The organism is Cellulomonas terrae, from assembly GCF_007990265.1.
GTDB classification, from domain to species: Bacteria; Actinomycetota; Actinomycetes; order Actinomycetales; family Cellulomonadaceae; genus Cellulomonas; species Cellulomonas terrae.
The window spans coordinates 25958-40770 of sequence record NZ_BJWH01000009.1 but is presented as its reverse complement, the minus strand read 5'-3'; the positions used below and the strand labels follow the sequence as shown (position 1 = coordinate 40770).

Sequence of the window (14813 nt, the reverse complement as noted above, 5' to 3'; positions counted from 1 at the left end):
CCAAGGAGCGCGCATGAGCCAGGTCGAGGCTGCACCCCCACGGTCGCTACTCCAGAAGGTCCTGGACGGGATCGAGGTGGCGGGGAACAAGGTCCCCCACCCGGTGATCATCTTCCTGATCCTCATCGCGTTCATCATGGTGCTCTCGGCGATCTTCCAGGCGGCCGGGAGCACCGTCACGTTCGAGCAGGCGCAGATCGGGGCGGAGGAGCCGATCACCGTCACGGTGGCAGCGCAGAGCCTTCTCGACGCGGACGGTCTGCGGTTCGTGTTCACGTCGCCGGTCGCCAACTTCAACAACTTCGGCGTGGTCGGCGTGATCGTCGTCGCGATGATCGGCGTGGGCATGGCCGAGGAGGTCGGCCTGATCTCGTCGTTCATCAAGCGCCTGGTCAAGGTGGCCCCGCCGCGGGCGATCACGTTCATCATCGTGCTGCTCGGCGTGCTGTCCTCCATCGCGACCGACGCCGGCTACCTGGTGCTCATCCCGCTCGCCGCCGCGGTCTTCCTGTCCCTCGGGCGCCACCCGCTGGCCGGCCTCGCGGCCGCGTTCGCCGGGGTCGGCGGCGGGTTCGCGGTCAACATCCTCATCACGCCCGTCGACGGGATGCTCGCGGAGATCACCAACGAGGCGATCGCCGACCCCGCCAACCACGTCGCGATCACCGGCAACCTGTACTTCGGGATCGTCTCGACGCTGCTGGTCACCGTCGTCGTCACCCTGCTCACGGAGAAGTTCATCGAGCCGCGGCTGGGCGCCTACCACCCGTCGGAGGGGCCCGCCGACGCCGACGAGCCACCGCCGTCGGGCGAGCTCAGCGACGCGGAGCGCACGGGCCTGAAGTACGCGTTCTGGGCCTTCCTCGGCACCACGCTCGTCGTGCTCGCGCTCTCGCTCCCGCCCAACGCGCTCCTGCGCAACCCCGAGACCGGCAGCCTGATCGAGGACTCCCCGCTGCTGAACTCGATCATCTTCCTGATCCTCGTGTACTTCTTCGTGATGGGACTGGCCTACGGCAGGGGCGCCGGCACCATCACGGGCTCGATGGACGTCATCAACCCGATGACCAAGACCATCGCGGGGCTCTCCGGCCTGATCTTCCTGCTGCTCGTCATCAGCCAGTTCATCGCGTACTTCAACTACTCGAACCTCGGCACCATCGCCGCGGTGAACATGGCCGACACCCTCGAGGCCGCCAACCTGTCGACGGTCTGGCTCATCCTCGGGCTCATCGCGATGACCGCCGTCATCGACATCTTCATCGGCGGCGTCGTCCCCAAGTGGGCCATCTTCGCGCCCGTGTTCGTGCCCCTGTTCATCCAGCTCGGCATCTCGCCCGACCTGGCCGTGGCCGCCTACCGCGTGGGCGACTCCCCGGTGAACGTGGCGACGCCGCTCATGCCGTACTTCGCGCTGATCGTCATCTTCGCCGAGCGGTACCGGCGCAAGGTCGGCGTGGGGTCGGTCATCTCGCTGATGCTCCCCTACACCGTGGTGCTGCTGGTGACCTGGTCCGCGCTGCTGGTCGTCTGGTACCTGCTGGGCATCCCGCTGGGCCCGGGGGCCTCGATCTACCTGAGCTAGGACGTCCCCAACGCGACCACGCCCCCGCTGCCGACGCCGAACAGCCGGTGGTCGACCACCGCGAGGCTCTGGATGTCGGACGGGATCGGGACCTGCCAGACGCGCCGACCGTCGCGGGCGTCATAGGCGGCCACGACGGGTCCCGTCCCGATGACGGACTCGATCACGAGGAGTCGCCGGCCGTCGGTGACGATGCTCTGGCCGTACGCGGACGTCGACCGGTGCCAGAGCTGCGTCCCGTCCGTGAGGTCGAGCACCGTCAGCCCGTCGTCGGCCTGACGCGCGAGCATGCCGTCGACGACGACGACGTTCAGCGTCCGCTCCGCCGGCCAGTCGACCTGCCAGGCCCGCTGCCCCGTGCGCAGGTCGCGCCCGATGAGCCGGTCCTCGGTCTCGAGCACCAGGACGTCCGGCACGGACCCGTCGTCGGTGACGAACCACCGCGGCCGTGCACCGCCGAGGTCCAGCACGCGGCCGGTGTCGAGGTCACGCAGCTGCGCGACCCCCTCGCCCACGGGCGTGAGGCGGTGCCCCCGGAAGGGCCAGACGTCGTCGGTGTCGAGCTGTCCGGCCGCCTCCCCGTCGGGGGTGAACAGGCTGGTGGTCCCGAGCCAGCCGACGCCGAGCTCGTCGCCGAACCACTGCACGGTCGGCGTCGGCCACCCGGTTCCGTCGGCCGGGCGCGGGACGTCGGTGCTCCACCGCTCGGTCCCGGTCGACGGGTCCAGCCGCACCAGGCTCGCCGGACCGTCGGCGGACGTGCTCTGCGCGACCACCACGTCGCCGCCGACACGGGTGACCGACGCGTCGATCCCCAGCGGCTCGTCGAGCAGCGTCTCGCCGGTCGCGACCGCGAACGTGCGCAGCCGGACGGAGGCGGCCTCGACGAGGTCGGGCACGGCGTCGTCGGTGGAGGCGGTCAGCTCCCACGAGTCGATCACCAGGCAGACCACGATCCCCTCGCCGGGAGCGGCGTCCGGCGCGGAACAGGTGGTCCGGTCGTTGGTGGAGCGGTTGGCGGGATCGCCCAGGTCCGGGGCGCTCGAGAGCGGTGCCGTCCAGAGCTCGTCGCCGGTCCGGGCGTCCAGCGCGCGCAACGAGCTGGTCGCGTCTCCCGTCTGCTCCCACAGGACCAGGACGTCGTCCCGGACCCACGCGTGGTCCCCGGACATCAGCGTCCAGCTGTTCGGTGGGACGGGCGACGTCCACGCCACGGCGGGTGCGGACGCCATGGGCTCGAGCACGCCCGGGAGGCCGGCCAGGGCCTCGGCCCGCACGCGCTCCGCCCGGGCCGAGAGCACGGCGGGGACGACGACGGCGACGACGGCCAGGACGACGGTCGCGACGGCGAGCACCCGGTGCCGGAGGATCCACCCGAGACCGTCCCGAGCACGGTCGCGGACGGCGGAGCGTGCGCGCGCCACGTGGTCGACGGGCGCGGCGGCGTGGTCGTCGTGGTCGTGCTCGACGAGCTCGACCTCCTCCATCCCGCTGCGTGTCGCCATGCGACCGGACGCTACCTGTCCGCGTGGCGGCTCCGGCCCCTCCCACCGGGTGACCTGACAGCCCGCGGCCCCGCACGCCCGGTCGGGACGGCGGGGCCGCAGGCGCGTGCATCAGCGCGCGGTCGCTCGTGCCGCCTCGAGGATGAGCTCGGTGACCGCACCGGGCTGCGAGACCGTGACGGCGTGCGACGCGTCGACCTCGGTGAGGTGCGCGTCCGCCCGCTGCGTCATGAACCGCACCAGCTCGGCGGGGACGGCGAGGTCCTGCCTGGCCAGCAGCACCCAGGACTCGATCGAGCGCCAGGCCGCGCGCGTCGCCGGCGCCGTGAACGCGGCGAGCGCGAGGGGCCTCTGGGTGACGGCCATCCGTCGCGCCACGTCCGGGTCGACGTCACCCGCGAACAGCGCGGGGAAGCGCTCCGGGTCGATGGTCAGCTCCGGCTGCGTCGTGCCGTCGGCGGCGCGGTAGGACGTGGGGACGGCGGCGCCGCCGAGCTCGGCGCCGGGGAACTTCTCGACGAGCTCCAGCAGGCTCTCGCCGACCTCGGCCAGGAAGCTCGCGACGTAGACGAGGGCCGTCACGTTCGGGTTCCCGTCGGACGCGTGGCTCATGACGGAGCCGCCGTAGGAGTGGCCCGCGACGACGATCGGGCCCTCGATGGTCTCCAGGACGCTGCGCAGGTAGTCGCCGTCGCTCTCCAGGCCGCGCAGGGGGTTGGCGACGGCGATCACGCGGTGGCCCGCCGCCTGCAGGGCGTCGACGGACCCGTTCCAGCTCGACGAGTCCGCGTACGCGCCGTGGACCAGGACGATGGTCTGCTTGCCGGTGGTGCTCATGGTCTTCCTCTCGTTGGTCGGATGTCCGCTTCAACACGATTGGCATGCAATATATTGCGTACTGCAGACAGCTCGTCAAGGGATCGGGCACCATAGGGGCGTGCCCGTCCCGACGAACCGTCCGCCGGTCGACCGCTCCCTGCTGCGGGACGACGTCTACCGCCGCCTCCGCGACGCGATCACCGACGGCACCTTCGCCCCGGGCGAGCAGCTCCGGGACGGCGAGCTCGCGACCTGGCTCGGGGTGAGCCGCACGCCGGTGCGCGAGGCGCTCCTCCGGCTCGGCCAGGGCGGCCTCGTGGTCGCGCGGCCGGGTCGCTCGACCGTCGTCAGCTCGCTCGACGAGCGGGCGACGCGCGACGCTCGCGACGTCGTCGCGGCCATGCACGAGCTGGCGGTCCGGGAGGCCGTCACGCACCTCACGGCCGCCGACCTGGACGCCATGCGCGACGCGGCCCGCCGGTTCGCCGAGGCCCTCGACGCCGGCGACATCGACGCCGCGATCGCCGCCGACGACGAGCTCCACGCCGTTCCCGTCACCGTCGCCGGCAACCAGGCCGCCGCCACGGTCCTCGAGCAGTACATGCCCGTCCTGCGCAGGATCGAGCGCGTCCGGTTCGCCTCCGCCGACGGCCGACGCTCCCCCGACCGCCACGACGAGCTCATTCGGGCGTGCGCCGCCGGCAACACCGACGCCGCGGCAGCGGTCGCCTTCGACACCTGGCACACCCTCCCAACCTCGTCGGACTGACACGCCCCTGGCCGGCTCGCGGCACCGAACCCGACACGAGCGCCGCCATGCCCCGCTGAACGACCCCCCTGTCGGGTTCACGAGGACGAGCAAGCCATGGGTGGCGCGTGCGGGCCGCGTCGCGTCACTCAGGGGTGGGCGAACGATCCAGCCGTGGCGTCACGATCGCGAGGAAGCCATGAGTTGCGCGTTCAGGCGGGATCGCGTCAACCATGGCTTGGCTGCCCGACGCCGGTGGTGTCACGAGAGCTTGCGGGCGATGGGTGGCGCGTGCGCGTAGGGGGTGGTGCCAGCGAGTGCCTCGTCGTGAAGAACCTGTGCCGGGCCCCTGACCTGCGCAGACACTCGCGTGACACCACTCTGGCAGAATCTGACACCACGATTGCTTGACCTGACACCACGGTGGTGTCATGCTGGTGCCATGGACCTGGACCAGTACGTCAGCAGCCTGCAGCGCCAGCTGCTGGACTCCGCCGAGCACGGCACCGAGGAGACGCGCGCGATCGCCGAGCGGCTCGTCGCCGGGCTCGACTCGGCCACCCGGCTCGTGCTGCTCGACGTCCTGTCGGCCGCCGCCGGCGAGATCACGCGTGACCTCGCCCCCGGCTCGGTCGACCTGCGGCTGCGCGGCCGCGAGGTCGAGTTCGTCGTCGCGCAGCCCAGCACCGAGAACGACCCGGACGACGAGCCCGCCGCCACGGTCGACCTCGACGACGTGAGCACGTCCCGCACGACGCTCCGCCTGCCGGACGCCCTCAAGGCGAAGGTCGACGAGGCGGCGGTCGCGGACGGCCTGTCCGTCAACACGTGGCTGGTGCGGGCGGTCGCCGCCGCACTCCAGCCCAAGCAACGACGAGCAGCGCAGCGCACGCTGCGCACCGGCGACAGCTTCGCCGGCTGGGCCCGCTAACCGCCCAGCCCACACAGACACCCACCAGCCACGCGAACCCGCGGGGCCGGCCGAACACACCCAGAAGGAAGGCAGGCGTCAGCATGCCCACGTTCAACACGCCCACCCCGATCGACGTCGCCATCCACCTCCCGGTGGGCGCGATCGAGGTCGTCGCGAGCGACCGCACCGACACCGTCGTGACCGTCGCACCGACCAACCCCGCGAAGGCCGTCGACCGCCGCGGTGCGGAGGAGACCGTCGTCGACTTCGCCGCCGGGGTGCTCACGATCACCGGTCCGAAGCCGCGGTTCAGCTTCATCGGCCCGAGCGAGTCGGTCGACGTGCGCGTCGAGGTGCCGGCCGGCTCGCGGCTCACCGCCGAGGGCTCGATGGGCGGCGTCCGCACCGTCGGTCGGCTCGGCGCCACGCGCATCAAGGCCTCGATGGGGCCGGTCGACATCGACTCCACCGGAGACCTGTGGCTGCGCGCCGGTCACGGCAACGCGAACGTCGGCTCCGCGGACGGCTCGGCCGAGGTCACCGCCGACCACGGGCAGATCCGGATCGGCGCCGTCACCGGTGACGCGGTGCTCAAGGCGTCGCACGGATCCGTCCAGGTCGGGCGGTCCGGGGGCGACCTCGAGGCCAAGCTCTCCTACGGCGACCTCGACGTCACGGAGGCGCTCGGTTCGGTGGCGGCCAAGACCGCCTACGGCACCATCACGCTGCACGAGATCTCGAGCGGGTCCATCCAGCTCGAGAGCGGGTACGGCCAGATCACGATCGGCGTGCGCGACGGCGTGCCCGCCTGGCTCGACCTGTCCTCCAAGAGCGGCCACGTCCGCAACCAGCTCGACGGCGACCGTGCCCCCGCCGCGTCCGAGCAGTCCGTCGCCGTCCGCGCCCGTACGCAGGCCGGAAGCATCACCGTCCACCGCGCCCGATGAGAGAGGGAACAACCATGTCCATCACCGCACCTGCCATCCGCGTGCAGGGCGTCGAGAAGTCCTACGCCGACCTGCACGTCCTGCGAGGCGTCGACTTCGAGGTCGCACCGGGCAGCATCTTCGCCCTCCTCGGCTCCAACGGGGCCGGCAAGACCACGATGATCCGGATCCTGTCGACCCTGCTGAAGCAGGACGCAGGCACGGCCACGGTCGCCGGGTCGGACGTCACGACGGACGCTCTCGGCGTCCGGTCGTCCATCAGCCTGACCGGGCAGTTCGCCGCGGTCGACGAGATCCTCTCCGGCAAGGAGAACCTCGTGCTGGTCGCAAAGCTGCGGCACCTGAAGAACGTCGACCAGATCGCCGACGACCTCCTGGCGCGCTTCAGCCTCACCGAGGCCGGCTCGCGCCGGGTGGCGACGTACTCCGGCGGCATGCGTCGCCGGCTCGACATCGCGATGAGCCTCGTCGGCCGGCCGACGGTGCTGTTCCTCGACGAGCCGACGACCGGCCTTGACCCGGAGGCGCGCAACGAGGTGTGGCAGGTCATCAAGGAGCTGGCCACGCAGGGCACCACGGTCCTGCTGACGACGCAGTACCTGGACGAGGCCGAGCACCTGGCCGACCGGATCGCGATCCTGCACCAGGGCCGCATCATCGCCAACGGCACGCTCGGGGAGCTCAAGGCCCTGCTCCCCCCGGCGACCGTCGAGTACGTCGAGAAGCAGCCGACGCTCGAGGAGATCTTCCTCGCGCTCGTCGGCCCCGGAAGCACCACCGAGAAGCTGGAGGACCTGTCATGACCACCACCCACTTCGTCAGCGACACGGTCGACCTGACCGGCCGCTCGATGCGGCACATCACGCGCAGCGTCGACACGATCATCACGACCGCGGTCACCCCGATCGCGCTCATGCTCCTGTTCGTCTACGTGTTCGGCGGGGCGATCAGCACGGGCACCGGGAACTACGTGAACTACCTGCTGCCGGGCATCCTGCTGATCGCCATCGGCTCCGGGATCGCGTACACGGCCTTCCGGCTGTTCACGGACCTCGAGAGCGGCATCTTCGAGCGGTTCCACTCGATGCCGATCTCGCGGCCGGCGGTGCTGTGGGCGCACGTGCTGACGTCGCTCGCGGCCAACGCGATCACCCTCGTGATCATCGTGGCCGTGGGACTGCTCATGGGGTTCCGCACGTCGGCCGGGATCGGGGCGTGGCTCGCCGTCGCCGGGATCCTCGCCCTGTTCACCCTGGCGCTCACCTGGGTCGCCGTCATCGCGGGCCTCTCGGCGAAGACCGTCGACGGCGCCGCGGCGTTCTCCTACCCGCTGATCTTCCTGCCGTTCATCAGCTCGGCCTTCGTCCCCACGGAGACGATGTCCGGCCCGGTGCGGTGGTTCGCGGAGAACCAGCCGGTGACCTCGATCGTCAACACGATCCAGGACCTGTTCGCCGGGCAGCCGGTAGGCAACGACATCTGGGTCGCGCTGGCCTGGTGCGTCGGCATCCTCGTCGTCGCGTACCTCTTCGCGATGCGCACGTACCGGCGCAAGATCAGCTGATCACCTGATCGCGCACCGCCTCCACCGCCCACGGTCTCCCGTGGGCGGTCGAGTGCGTTCCCGGCCCGACGAGTCGGGACAGCGGTCACCGGGCCAGCTCGGGATCCGCGGTGAGCTCGACGTTGGCCCACAGGTCGTAGCCCAGCGGCTCCAGACGGCCGATGAGCGCGCGGCGGACGCGGTCCTCACCGGTCACGTCCCAGGCGCCGTCGGGCACGACGAAGTCGACCTCCACGTACAGGCGGCTGCCGAGCTTGGTGGAGCGGACGAACGGCTCGGGAAGCCCGAACTCGGTCCGCACGGACGTCACGGCGTCGGCCAGCACCCTCCGCACCTCGGCGGGCGGCTCCGCCTCCAGCAGCTCGAGGCCCGCAGCCCGGAGCAGCCGCAGCGGGATCGGCAGGAGGACCAGGCAGGCCACCAGGACGAGGACCGGGTCCACGTAGCGCACGACGTCGCCGACGGACGACAGGGCCAGCGCCAGCCCCCCGCCGGCCGCGAACACGAGGCTCAGCAGCGCCCCCGCCCGCCACTGGGCGACCTCCGCGGCCACGAGCTCGGAGTCCGGGGCGCGGTGGGTCAGCCAGCGGGCCAGCGCGTAGGAGCACGTCATCGTGACCAGCCCGTACGCGAGGACCGTGCCGGGTTCGACGTCGGCTCCGCCGGCCGTGATGACCGCGACGGCGTCGACCCCGGCGTAGAGCAGGGTGCCCAGCAGCGCCACCCCTTGGACCGCGATCGCCAGGGGCGTGACGGCAGCCTTGCCGAACGGGAACCGCGCGCTCGGCACGTCGGCCGCGGCGCGCGCGGCCATGAGCGACAGCGCGGACAGCACGATGCCGAGCAGGATGAAAGCGCCGTCGAACAGCAGCACGCGCGACTGGGCGGCGATGCCCCAGACCACCGCGAGGGTGCCCAGGACGGCGGCCCCCGCGATGGACTCGTGGAGCGCGCGCCGCTCGTTCACTGTGCGATCACCGCGTCGCGGTGAACGTGGAGGCGACCTCCAGCAGCAGGCGGGCGCCGAAGCCGGTCGCGCCCTTGGTCCGCCACGCGTCGTCGCCGTCGGACCGCATGGTCCCCGCGATGTCGAGGTGCGCCCACGGGGTGTCCTCGACCCACTCGGCCAGGAAGAGCGCCGCGGTGATCGCCCCGGCGTACTCGCCGCCGAGGTTCTTGATGTCCGCGACCTCGGAGTCGAGCTGCTTGCGGTACCGGCGGTCGAGCGGCATGCGCCAGACCTGCTCGTCGGTGCGGGTCGCGGCGGCCTCGACGAGGTCGAGGATCCGGTCGTCGTTGCCGATGACCGCGGCGGTCAGCATCCCGAGCGCGGCCAGTGCTGCGCCGGTCAGGGTGGCGATGTCGACGATCGCGTCGACCCCGTCCTCCTTGGCGAGCGCGATCGCGTCGGCCATGACCAGGCGCCCCTCGGCGTCCGTGTTGACCACCTCGATGGTCCGGCCGCTGCGGGTGGTCAGGACGTCGCCGAGCTTCGTCGCGGACCCCGACGGCATGTTGTCCGTGCAGGCCAGGTAGGCGCTGACCGCGACGGGGACGTCGAGGTCCGCGAGCGCCGTCATGGCCGCGAGCACGGCCCCGGCGCCGCTCATGTCCATCTTCATGGCCGCGTGCATCGCGTTGGACGGCTTGAGGCTGATGCCGCCCGAGTCGTAGGTGATTCCCTTGCCGACGAGGCCCAGGTGACCGGTCGGCTCGGTCGCGGGGACGTACCGGATCACGATCATGCGCGGCTCGACGACGGACCCGGCGTTCACGCCGAGCAGGCCGCCGCAGCCCATCTCGACGAGTGCCTCCTCGTCGAACACCTCGATGTCGAGCCCGTGCTCCCCGGCGAGCCAGACGGCGACGTCGGCCAGGTCCGGCGCGGTGAGGTGCCCGGCGGGGGTGCTGGCCAGGTCGCGGGACAGGGACGCCGCACGCGCGATCACGACGCCGCGGTCGGCGCCGCGGCGGGCGTCGTCGGCCGACGCGTCCTCGACGAGGAGCACGATCTCGCGCACGGGGACCGTGGACGGGTCGGACTTGAGGGCGTCGTAGCGGTATCGGCCGAGCAGGATGCCCTCGACGACGGCCTGCGCGGCGGACTCCACCGAGACCCCGGCCCCGGCGAGGTCGGTGGTGAGGACGTCGTCGCGACCGGCCGCCCGCGCGAACGCGGCGGCGGCGTCGCGCAGGGCCGCCTCCGACGGCTCGTCGCCGACGCCCGTCGCGATCACGGCACCGCCCTCGCGCGGCAGGATCAGCGTCTCGCCCACGGCCCCGCGGAACCCCCACTCGGTGAGCGCGGCGCGGTCCAGCGGCACCCCGGACGGCACGTCGCCGGTCGCGGTCACGGCCAGCCCGAGGGCGCGGCCGGCGCCGGCACCGGGTGCGGCCACCCGGACCGACAGCTCCTCGAACCGGGCGCGGGACGGGATGGGGTCGAACGGCATGATCGTGCTCCTTACGTGGGCCAGATGACGGGGATGAGAAGCACCGCGACGACGAACCACGCCAGCGTGGTCGCGAGGCCGAGCTTCCAGTAGTCGGCGAACCGGTAGCCGCCCGCCCCCATGACCATCATGTTGGCGGGGGTGGCGATCGGGGTGAGGAACGACGCGGCCCCGGCGACCGCGACGAGCATGAGGACGGGCGCGAGCGCGACCCCCGACTCGTTGCCCATGGCCACAGCGATGGGCGCGACGATGAGCACGGTCGCGGTGTTGCTGACGACCTGACCGAGCAGCACGGTGAGCACGAAGATCGCGGCGAGGACCACCTGCGGGCTGCCGTCGCCGACGATCCCGACCAGCCAGCCGGCGACGAGGTCGGCCGCGCCGGACGACGCGATCGCGACCGACAGCGGGATGAGCCCACCGACGAGCACGACGGTCTGCCACGACACCGCCCGGTAGGCCTGCGGGACGCCGACCACCCCGGTCATCACCATCGCGGTCGCCCCGACCAGCCCGGCGATCGCGGGCGGGACGACGCCGCTGGCCAGCAGGGCGACGGTCCCGACGAGCACTGCGATCGCCCGCCACGCCTTCGGTCCGAGCGCGACGGTCTGCCGCCGCACCATCTCGGGGCTGTCGACGATGAGCACGTCGTCGTCGGCCGCGAACGCCTCGACGGAGGACCACGGACCGTGCACCAGGAGCGAGTCCCCCTCGGCGAGGACCAGGTGGTCGCCGCCGCGGTCCTTGCCCAGCCGCCGGACACCGAGGACGGTGACCCCGGACCGGACCAGCCCGGCGAACACGACCTCCCCGATGACGCGCGACCGCGGCCGGATCACCAGCTCCGCGACGCCGACCTCACGGCCGAGCAGCGCCTCGCGCGTGCTCCGGGTCAGGGGCGTCGCCGCGACGGTGAGGCCGTGCCGGTCGACCAGCGAGGTGATGCCGGCACTCTCCCCCGTCACGACGACGACGTCGCCGGCGTCCAGGGTGTCGTCCTCGCCGGCGGGCGACCCGCCGGCCCGCTGCACCCCGATGAGGACCACCCCGTCGGGCACCTCGACCTGCTCGCGCCGGCGGCCCACGACGTCGGACCCCGTCTGGACGGCCAGCCGGAAGAAGCCGACGTCCAGGCTGTAGTGCTCGACGAGCGTGTCGACGTGCGCGGAGTAGTCGGCGGGCAGCGACGTCGGCGACCGGTCGGGCAGGAGCCGTCGGCCGACGAGGACGGAGACCGCGATGGTGACCAGCACGAGCGGCAGCCCGATCAGCCCGAACTCGAAGAACCCGAAGCGCTCGCCGGTGGCCTCGAAGAGGGCGTCGGACACGATCACGTTCACGGTGCTGCCGCTGAGCACCAGGAGCGCACCCGCGCTGGCGGCGAACGCGAGCGGCATGAGCATCTGCGACGTCGACTGCTTCGACCGTCGCGACGCCAGCACCACCACGGGGAGCAGCGCCGCGGCCGCACCGTTGGGGGTGACGAGCGCCGCCATGACCGCCGACAGTCCCATGAGCGCGATCAGCAGCCGGTTGCGCGCCGTCCCTGCCCGCGTGATCAGCTGCTGCCCGGCCCACGCGGTGACGCCCGACGACTCGAGCCCTTCGCTGAGCACGAACAGGGACGCGATGAACACGACGACCGGGTCACCGAACCCGGCGACCGCCTCGTTCGCGGTGATCAGCCCGGTCGCGTACAGGGCCAGCGCGGTGAGGATCGCGACGACGCCGACGCTGAGCCGGTTCCAGATGAAGAGGCCGACGCAGCCCGCCAGGACCAGCAGGCTCAGCGTGGCGTCGGACACCCTGCCAAACTAGGGCACAAGCACCGGCTGACGAACGCCCCGCACCAGCAGCCAGCCGAGGAACGCGATCTCGGAGAGCCCGCCCAGCAGGCCCAGGGCCAGCGCGAGGCCGTCGGAGCCGGGTGCGACCAGCTCGACGACGAGCCCGAGCAGGTAGCCGACGCCACCGACGATCAGGGCGTACCCGAAGAACCGCGGCACCATGCCCGACCGGACGACCAGGAAGCCGAGCGGGATCAGCCACCCGCCGAAGAACACCTGCGCGATCAGGTACCCGACGCCGTGCAGGTCGAGGAACAGCACCGCCAGGTCGTCGGAGCCCCGCTGCGCCGCGAGCGCTGCACCCGCGTGGTTGACCAGGTTGAGGCTCTGGATGGCCACGCTGACCGCGTTCATGGTGAGCATCGCGATCGCGGCGATGCGGTGGACGTCCTTGAACAGGGCGTACAGGGACAGGCCGACGAGCAGGAAGCACGCGTAGGCGACGACGTCCGCGGCGAACGCGACCTTCATGAGGTCCGCGCTGTCGCGCAGTGCCTGGGCGACGTCGTCGGACGCCCTGATCGCCCCTCGTGCGGCCAGCTCGGCGAAGCCGCCGCAGATGGCGACGACGAGATACAGCAGTCCTGCGAGGCGTGCGTTCATCGGAGGTACCTCTCTGAGGGTGTGCGGCGTCGCGAGACGGCGGTGCGTCTCGTGCGGGGGTGGTTGTGGGCGTGCGGGATCGCGAGACGGCGGTGCGTCTCGTGCCGGGGTGGTGCGGGATCAGCCCGGGTACTGGAAGACGTCGTCGAGCGGGACGTCGAACACGCGAGCGATCTGGAAGGCCATCTCGAGCGACGGGGAGTAACGGCCCTGCTCGATGGCGATGACGGTCTGGCGCGTGACCCCGATGCGTTCGGCCAGCTCGGCCTGGGTCATCTCACCGTGGGTGAAGCGCAGGGTGCGGATGGTGTTGGTGACCCGCGTCGGAGGCTTCACCACGTGGAGAAGTCCTGCCGGTAGGCCGCGAGCCTGGTCATGGACGAGACGATCGCCGAGAGGACGAAGCAGAGGTAGAGGACGTTGGCGATCCAGAACCAGTCGACCTCGAGCAGCGCCAGGACCAGGGCGGCGAGCGCACCGATGACGACGAACGACTGCCCCGTGCGCTCGCCCACACGGTTGATCTCCTTGTCGCGCTGGTCGGTCAGGTGCCCGTCCCGCCGGTTCGCCAGCCCGACGGCGATGGAGGCGAGGATCGAGACGACGATGGCGCCGCCGATGGACCACAGGAGCGGCCCGACGTACGCGACCTCGGTGAGCGGCACCTCCCGCGCCCGGGTCAGCACGACGACGACGTACACCGCGTACGCGAGCACGGAGACGACGAGCATCACCCAGACGTTGCGTTCCTCGTACGACATTCAGCGCTCCTCGGCGACGGTCAGGACGGTCTTGCCGCGGGCGTGCTCGGCCATGTGGCGACGCACCGCCTCCGGGGCGTCGCTCAGAGGGTAGGTCCGCTCGATCGCGGGAGTGAACGCGCCGGCCTCGGCGAGCTCGCGCAGCCGGTCCAGCTTCGCGCGGCTCGCGGTGGCGAACACCGGCCTGAGGTGCTGGCCGACGAACAGGTTCACGACGGCCGCCTGGGCGATCCGGGCCAGCGGCCCGATGATCGAGCCGCCGCCGCCACCGGACAGGTGCAGCGTCCCGTGCGGGGTCAGCGCGCGCCGGTAGGCCGCGAGGCTGCGGTTGCCGACGAGGTCGACGATCAGGTCGTACCGGGTGCCGTCGCTGGTGAAGTCGGAGCGCTCGTAGTCGACGACGTGGTCCGCGCCGACGCTGCGGACCAGCTCCGCGTTGCGCCCGCTGCACACCCCGGTCACCTCCGCCCCGAGCGCCGTGGCCGCCTGCACCGTGAACGTGCCGACCCCGCCCGACGCGCCGTTGACGAGCACCTTCTGCCCGGGCCGGACCCCTGCGACGCAGTCGAGCGCCGTCCCGGCGGCCAGCGGCAGCGTGGCGGCCTGCTCGAAGGACAGGTTCGCCGGCTTGCGCGCGACGAGCTTCGCCGGCACGGCCACGTACTGCGCCCACGCGCCTCCCGTGGCCTCCCCGAAGACCTCGTCACCGGGCCGGAGGTCGGTGACGTCCGCGCCGACCGCCTCGACGACCCCGGCGACGTCCCTGCCGGGCACCGGGTTCTTCGGGCCGCGCAGGCCGGTCACCGCCCGGATGAGGCCGGGCCGGCCGGTGATCGTGGCGACGTCGGCGAAGTTCAGCGACGAGGCGCGCACGGCGATCAGGACCTCGTCGGCCCGGGGCGCCGGGCGGGGCACGGTCGCGTGCGCGAGCACCTCCGACGAGCCGTACGCGCGCTGGGTGATGGCCTGCATGGTGCGGGTCCGGACGTCCATCGGAGTCTCCTGTGTAAAGAATTGTTGACACAGCGAAGGTATGGCGAACCAGACATCATGTCAAGACTT

At 72.0% G+C, this 14813-nt stretch carries 15 protein-coding genes; 6 read left to right on the top strand and 9 right to left on the bottom strand.

Annotated elements, in window-relative coordinates:
* The first annotated feature begins 13 nt into the window (after positions 1–13).
* Positions 14–1585, top strand: a complete 1572-nt coding sequence (locus tag CTE05_RS10120) for an AbgT family transporter (RefSeq protein WP_146846008.1) — start codon at positions 14–16, stop codon at positions 1583–1585.
* Here CTE05_RS10120 and CTE05_RS10115 read toward each other — a convergent pair.
* Together CTE05_RS10115 and CTE05_RS10110 are read right to left on the bottom strand one after the other, a co-directional pair.
* Positions 1582–3090 carry an outer membrane protein assembly factor BamB family protein gene (locus CTE05_RS10115; protein ID WP_146846007.1) on the bottom strand — a complete coding sequence of 503 codons (1509 nt, stop codon included), beginning with the start codon at positions 3088–3090 and terminating at the stop codon, positions 1582–1584. The two genes, CTE05_RS10120 and CTE05_RS10115, sit on opposite strands and share 4 nt — an antisense overlap.
* Before the next feature lie 111 nt (positions 3091–3201).
* Positions 3202–3927, bottom strand: coding sequence for an alpha/beta fold hydrolase (locus tag CTE05_RS10110; RefSeq protein ID WP_146846006.1), 726 nt, complete (start codon positions 3925–3927; stop codon positions 3202–3204).
* 100 nt (positions 3928–4027) lie between these two features.
* On the opposite strand from CTE05_RS10110, the gene CTE05_RS10105 reads away from it, so the two are divergent.
* From CTE05_RS10105 to CTE05_RS10085, 5 genes are all read left to right on the top strand, one after another.
* Positions 4028–4678: a GntR family transcriptional regulator gene (locus tag CTE05_RS10105; protein ID WP_246123496.1), complete on the top strand. Its 651-nt coding sequence runs from the start codon at positions 4028–4030 to the stop codon at positions 4676–4678.
* A gap of 421 nt (positions 4679–5099) precedes the next feature.
* Complete coding sequence (locus tag CTE05_RS10100; RefSeq protein ID WP_146846005.1) at positions 5100–5588, top strand: histidine kinase; 489 nt, start codon at positions 5100–5102, stop codon at positions 5586–5588.
* Between the two features lie 83 nt (positions 5589–5671).
* Entirely contained in the window at positions 5672–6517 is an 846-nt protein-coding gene (locus CTE05_RS10095; protein ID WP_146846004.1) for a DUF4097 family beta strand repeat-containing protein, read from the top strand.
* Between the two features lie 20 nt (positions 6518–6537).
* Positions 6538–7320, top strand: a complete 783-nt coding sequence (locus tag CTE05_RS10090; RefSeq protein WP_281286177.1) for an ABC transporter ATP-binding protein — start codon at positions 6538–6540, stop codon at positions 7318–7320.
* Positions 7317–8081, top strand: a complete 765-nt coding sequence (locus CTE05_RS10085; RefSeq protein WP_146846002.1) for an ABC transporter permease — start codon at positions 7317–7319, stop codon at positions 8079–8081. Before CTE05_RS10090 ends, CTE05_RS10085 begins: the two co-directional genes overlap by 4 nt.
* A gap of 85 nt (positions 8082–8166) precedes the next feature.
* On the opposite strand, the gene CTE05_RS10080 is transcribed toward CTE05_RS10085, so the two are convergent.
* The 7 genes from CTE05_RS10080 to CTE05_RS10050 all read right to left on the bottom strand — a co-directional run bounded on the left by CTE05_RS10080 (position 8167) and on the right by CTE05_RS10050 (position 14744).
* A complete protein-coding gene (locus CTE05_RS10080) occupies positions 8167–9048 on the bottom strand; it encodes a cation efflux transmembrane domain-containing protein (RefSeq protein WP_146846001.1) in 882 nt (293 codons plus the stop codon).
* Between the two features lie 7 nt (positions 9049–9055).
* A complete protein-coding gene (locus tag CTE05_RS10075) occupies positions 9056–10534 on the bottom strand; it encodes a leucyl aminopeptidase (protein ID WP_146846000.1) in 1479 nt (492 codons plus the stop codon).
* An 11-nt stretch (positions 10535–10545) separates the two neighbouring features.
* Positions 10546–12345, bottom strand: coding sequence for an SLC13 family permease (locus CTE05_RS10070; protein WP_146845999.1), 1800 nt, complete (start codon positions 12343–12345; stop codon positions 10546–10548).
* Positions 12346–12354: 9 nt separating this feature from the next.
* Positions 12355–12990: a DUF4386 domain-containing protein gene (locus tag CTE05_RS10065; protein WP_146845998.1), complete on the bottom strand. Its 636-nt coding sequence runs from the start codon at positions 12988–12990 to the stop codon at positions 12355–12357.
* Between the two features lie 120 nt (positions 12991–13110).
* Positions 13111–13326, bottom strand: coding sequence for a helix-turn-helix transcriptional regulator (locus CTE05_RS10060; RefSeq protein ID WP_371863364.1), 216 nt, complete (start codon positions 13324–13326; stop codon positions 13111–13113).
* Positions 13323–13751, bottom strand: coding sequence for a hypothetical protein (locus CTE05_RS10055; protein ID WP_146845996.1), 429 nt, complete (start codon positions 13749–13751; stop codon positions 13323–13325). Before CTE05_RS10055 ends, CTE05_RS10060 begins: the two co-directional genes overlap by 4 nt.
* The gene (locus CTE05_RS10050) at positions 13752–14744 is read right to left on the bottom strand and encodes an NAD(P)-dependent alcohol dehydrogenase (protein WP_246123494.1); all 993 of its coding nucleotides are present in this window, start codon (positions 14742–14744) and stop codon (positions 13752–13754) included. It abuts the gene before it with no gap.
* Between the last annotated feature and the right edge of the window lie 69 nt (positions 14745–14813).

Bases quoted from the DNA above. Each gene is read 5' to 3' on its own strand.
- CTE05_RS10120 (WP_146846008.1), top strand. From the start codon at position 14: ATGAGCCAGGTCGAGGCTGCACCCCCACGGTCGCTACTCCAGAAGGTC.
- CTE05_RS10115 (WP_146846007.1), bottom strand. From the start codon at position 3,090: ATGGCGACACGCAGCGGGATGGAGGAGGTCGAGCTCGTCGAGCACGAC.
- CTE05_RS10110 (WP_146846006.1), bottom strand. From the start codon at position 3,927: ATGAGCACCACCGGCAAGCAGACCATCGTCCTGGTCCACGGCGCGTAC.
- CTE05_RS10100 (WP_146846005.1), top strand. From the start codon at position 5,100: ATGGACCTGGACCAGTACGTCAGCAGCCTGCAGCGCCAGCTGCTGGAC.
- CTE05_RS10095 (WP_146846004.1), top strand. From the start codon at position 5,672: ATGCCCACGTTCAACACGCCCACCCCGATCGACGTCGCCATCCACCTC.
- CTE05_RS10085 (WP_146846002.1), top strand. From the start codon at position 7,317: ATGACCACCACCCACTTCGTCAGCGACACGGTCGACCTGACCGGCCGC.
- CTE05_RS10075 (WP_146846000.1), bottom strand. From the start codon at position 10,534: ATGCCGTTCGACCCCATCCCGTCCCGCGCCCGGTTCGAGGAGCTGTCG.
- CTE05_RS10065 (WP_146845998.1), bottom strand. From the start codon at position 12,990: ATGAACGCACGCCTCGCAGGACTGCTGTATCTCGTCGTCGCCATCTGC.
- CTE05_RS10055 (WP_146845996.1), bottom strand. From the start codon at position 13,751: ATGTCGTACGAGGAACGCAACGTCTGGGTGATGCTCGTCGTCTCCGTG.
- CTE05_RS10050 (WP_246123494.1), bottom strand. From the start codon at position 14,744: ATGGACGTCCGGACCCGCACCATGCAGGCCATCACCCAGCGCGCGTAC.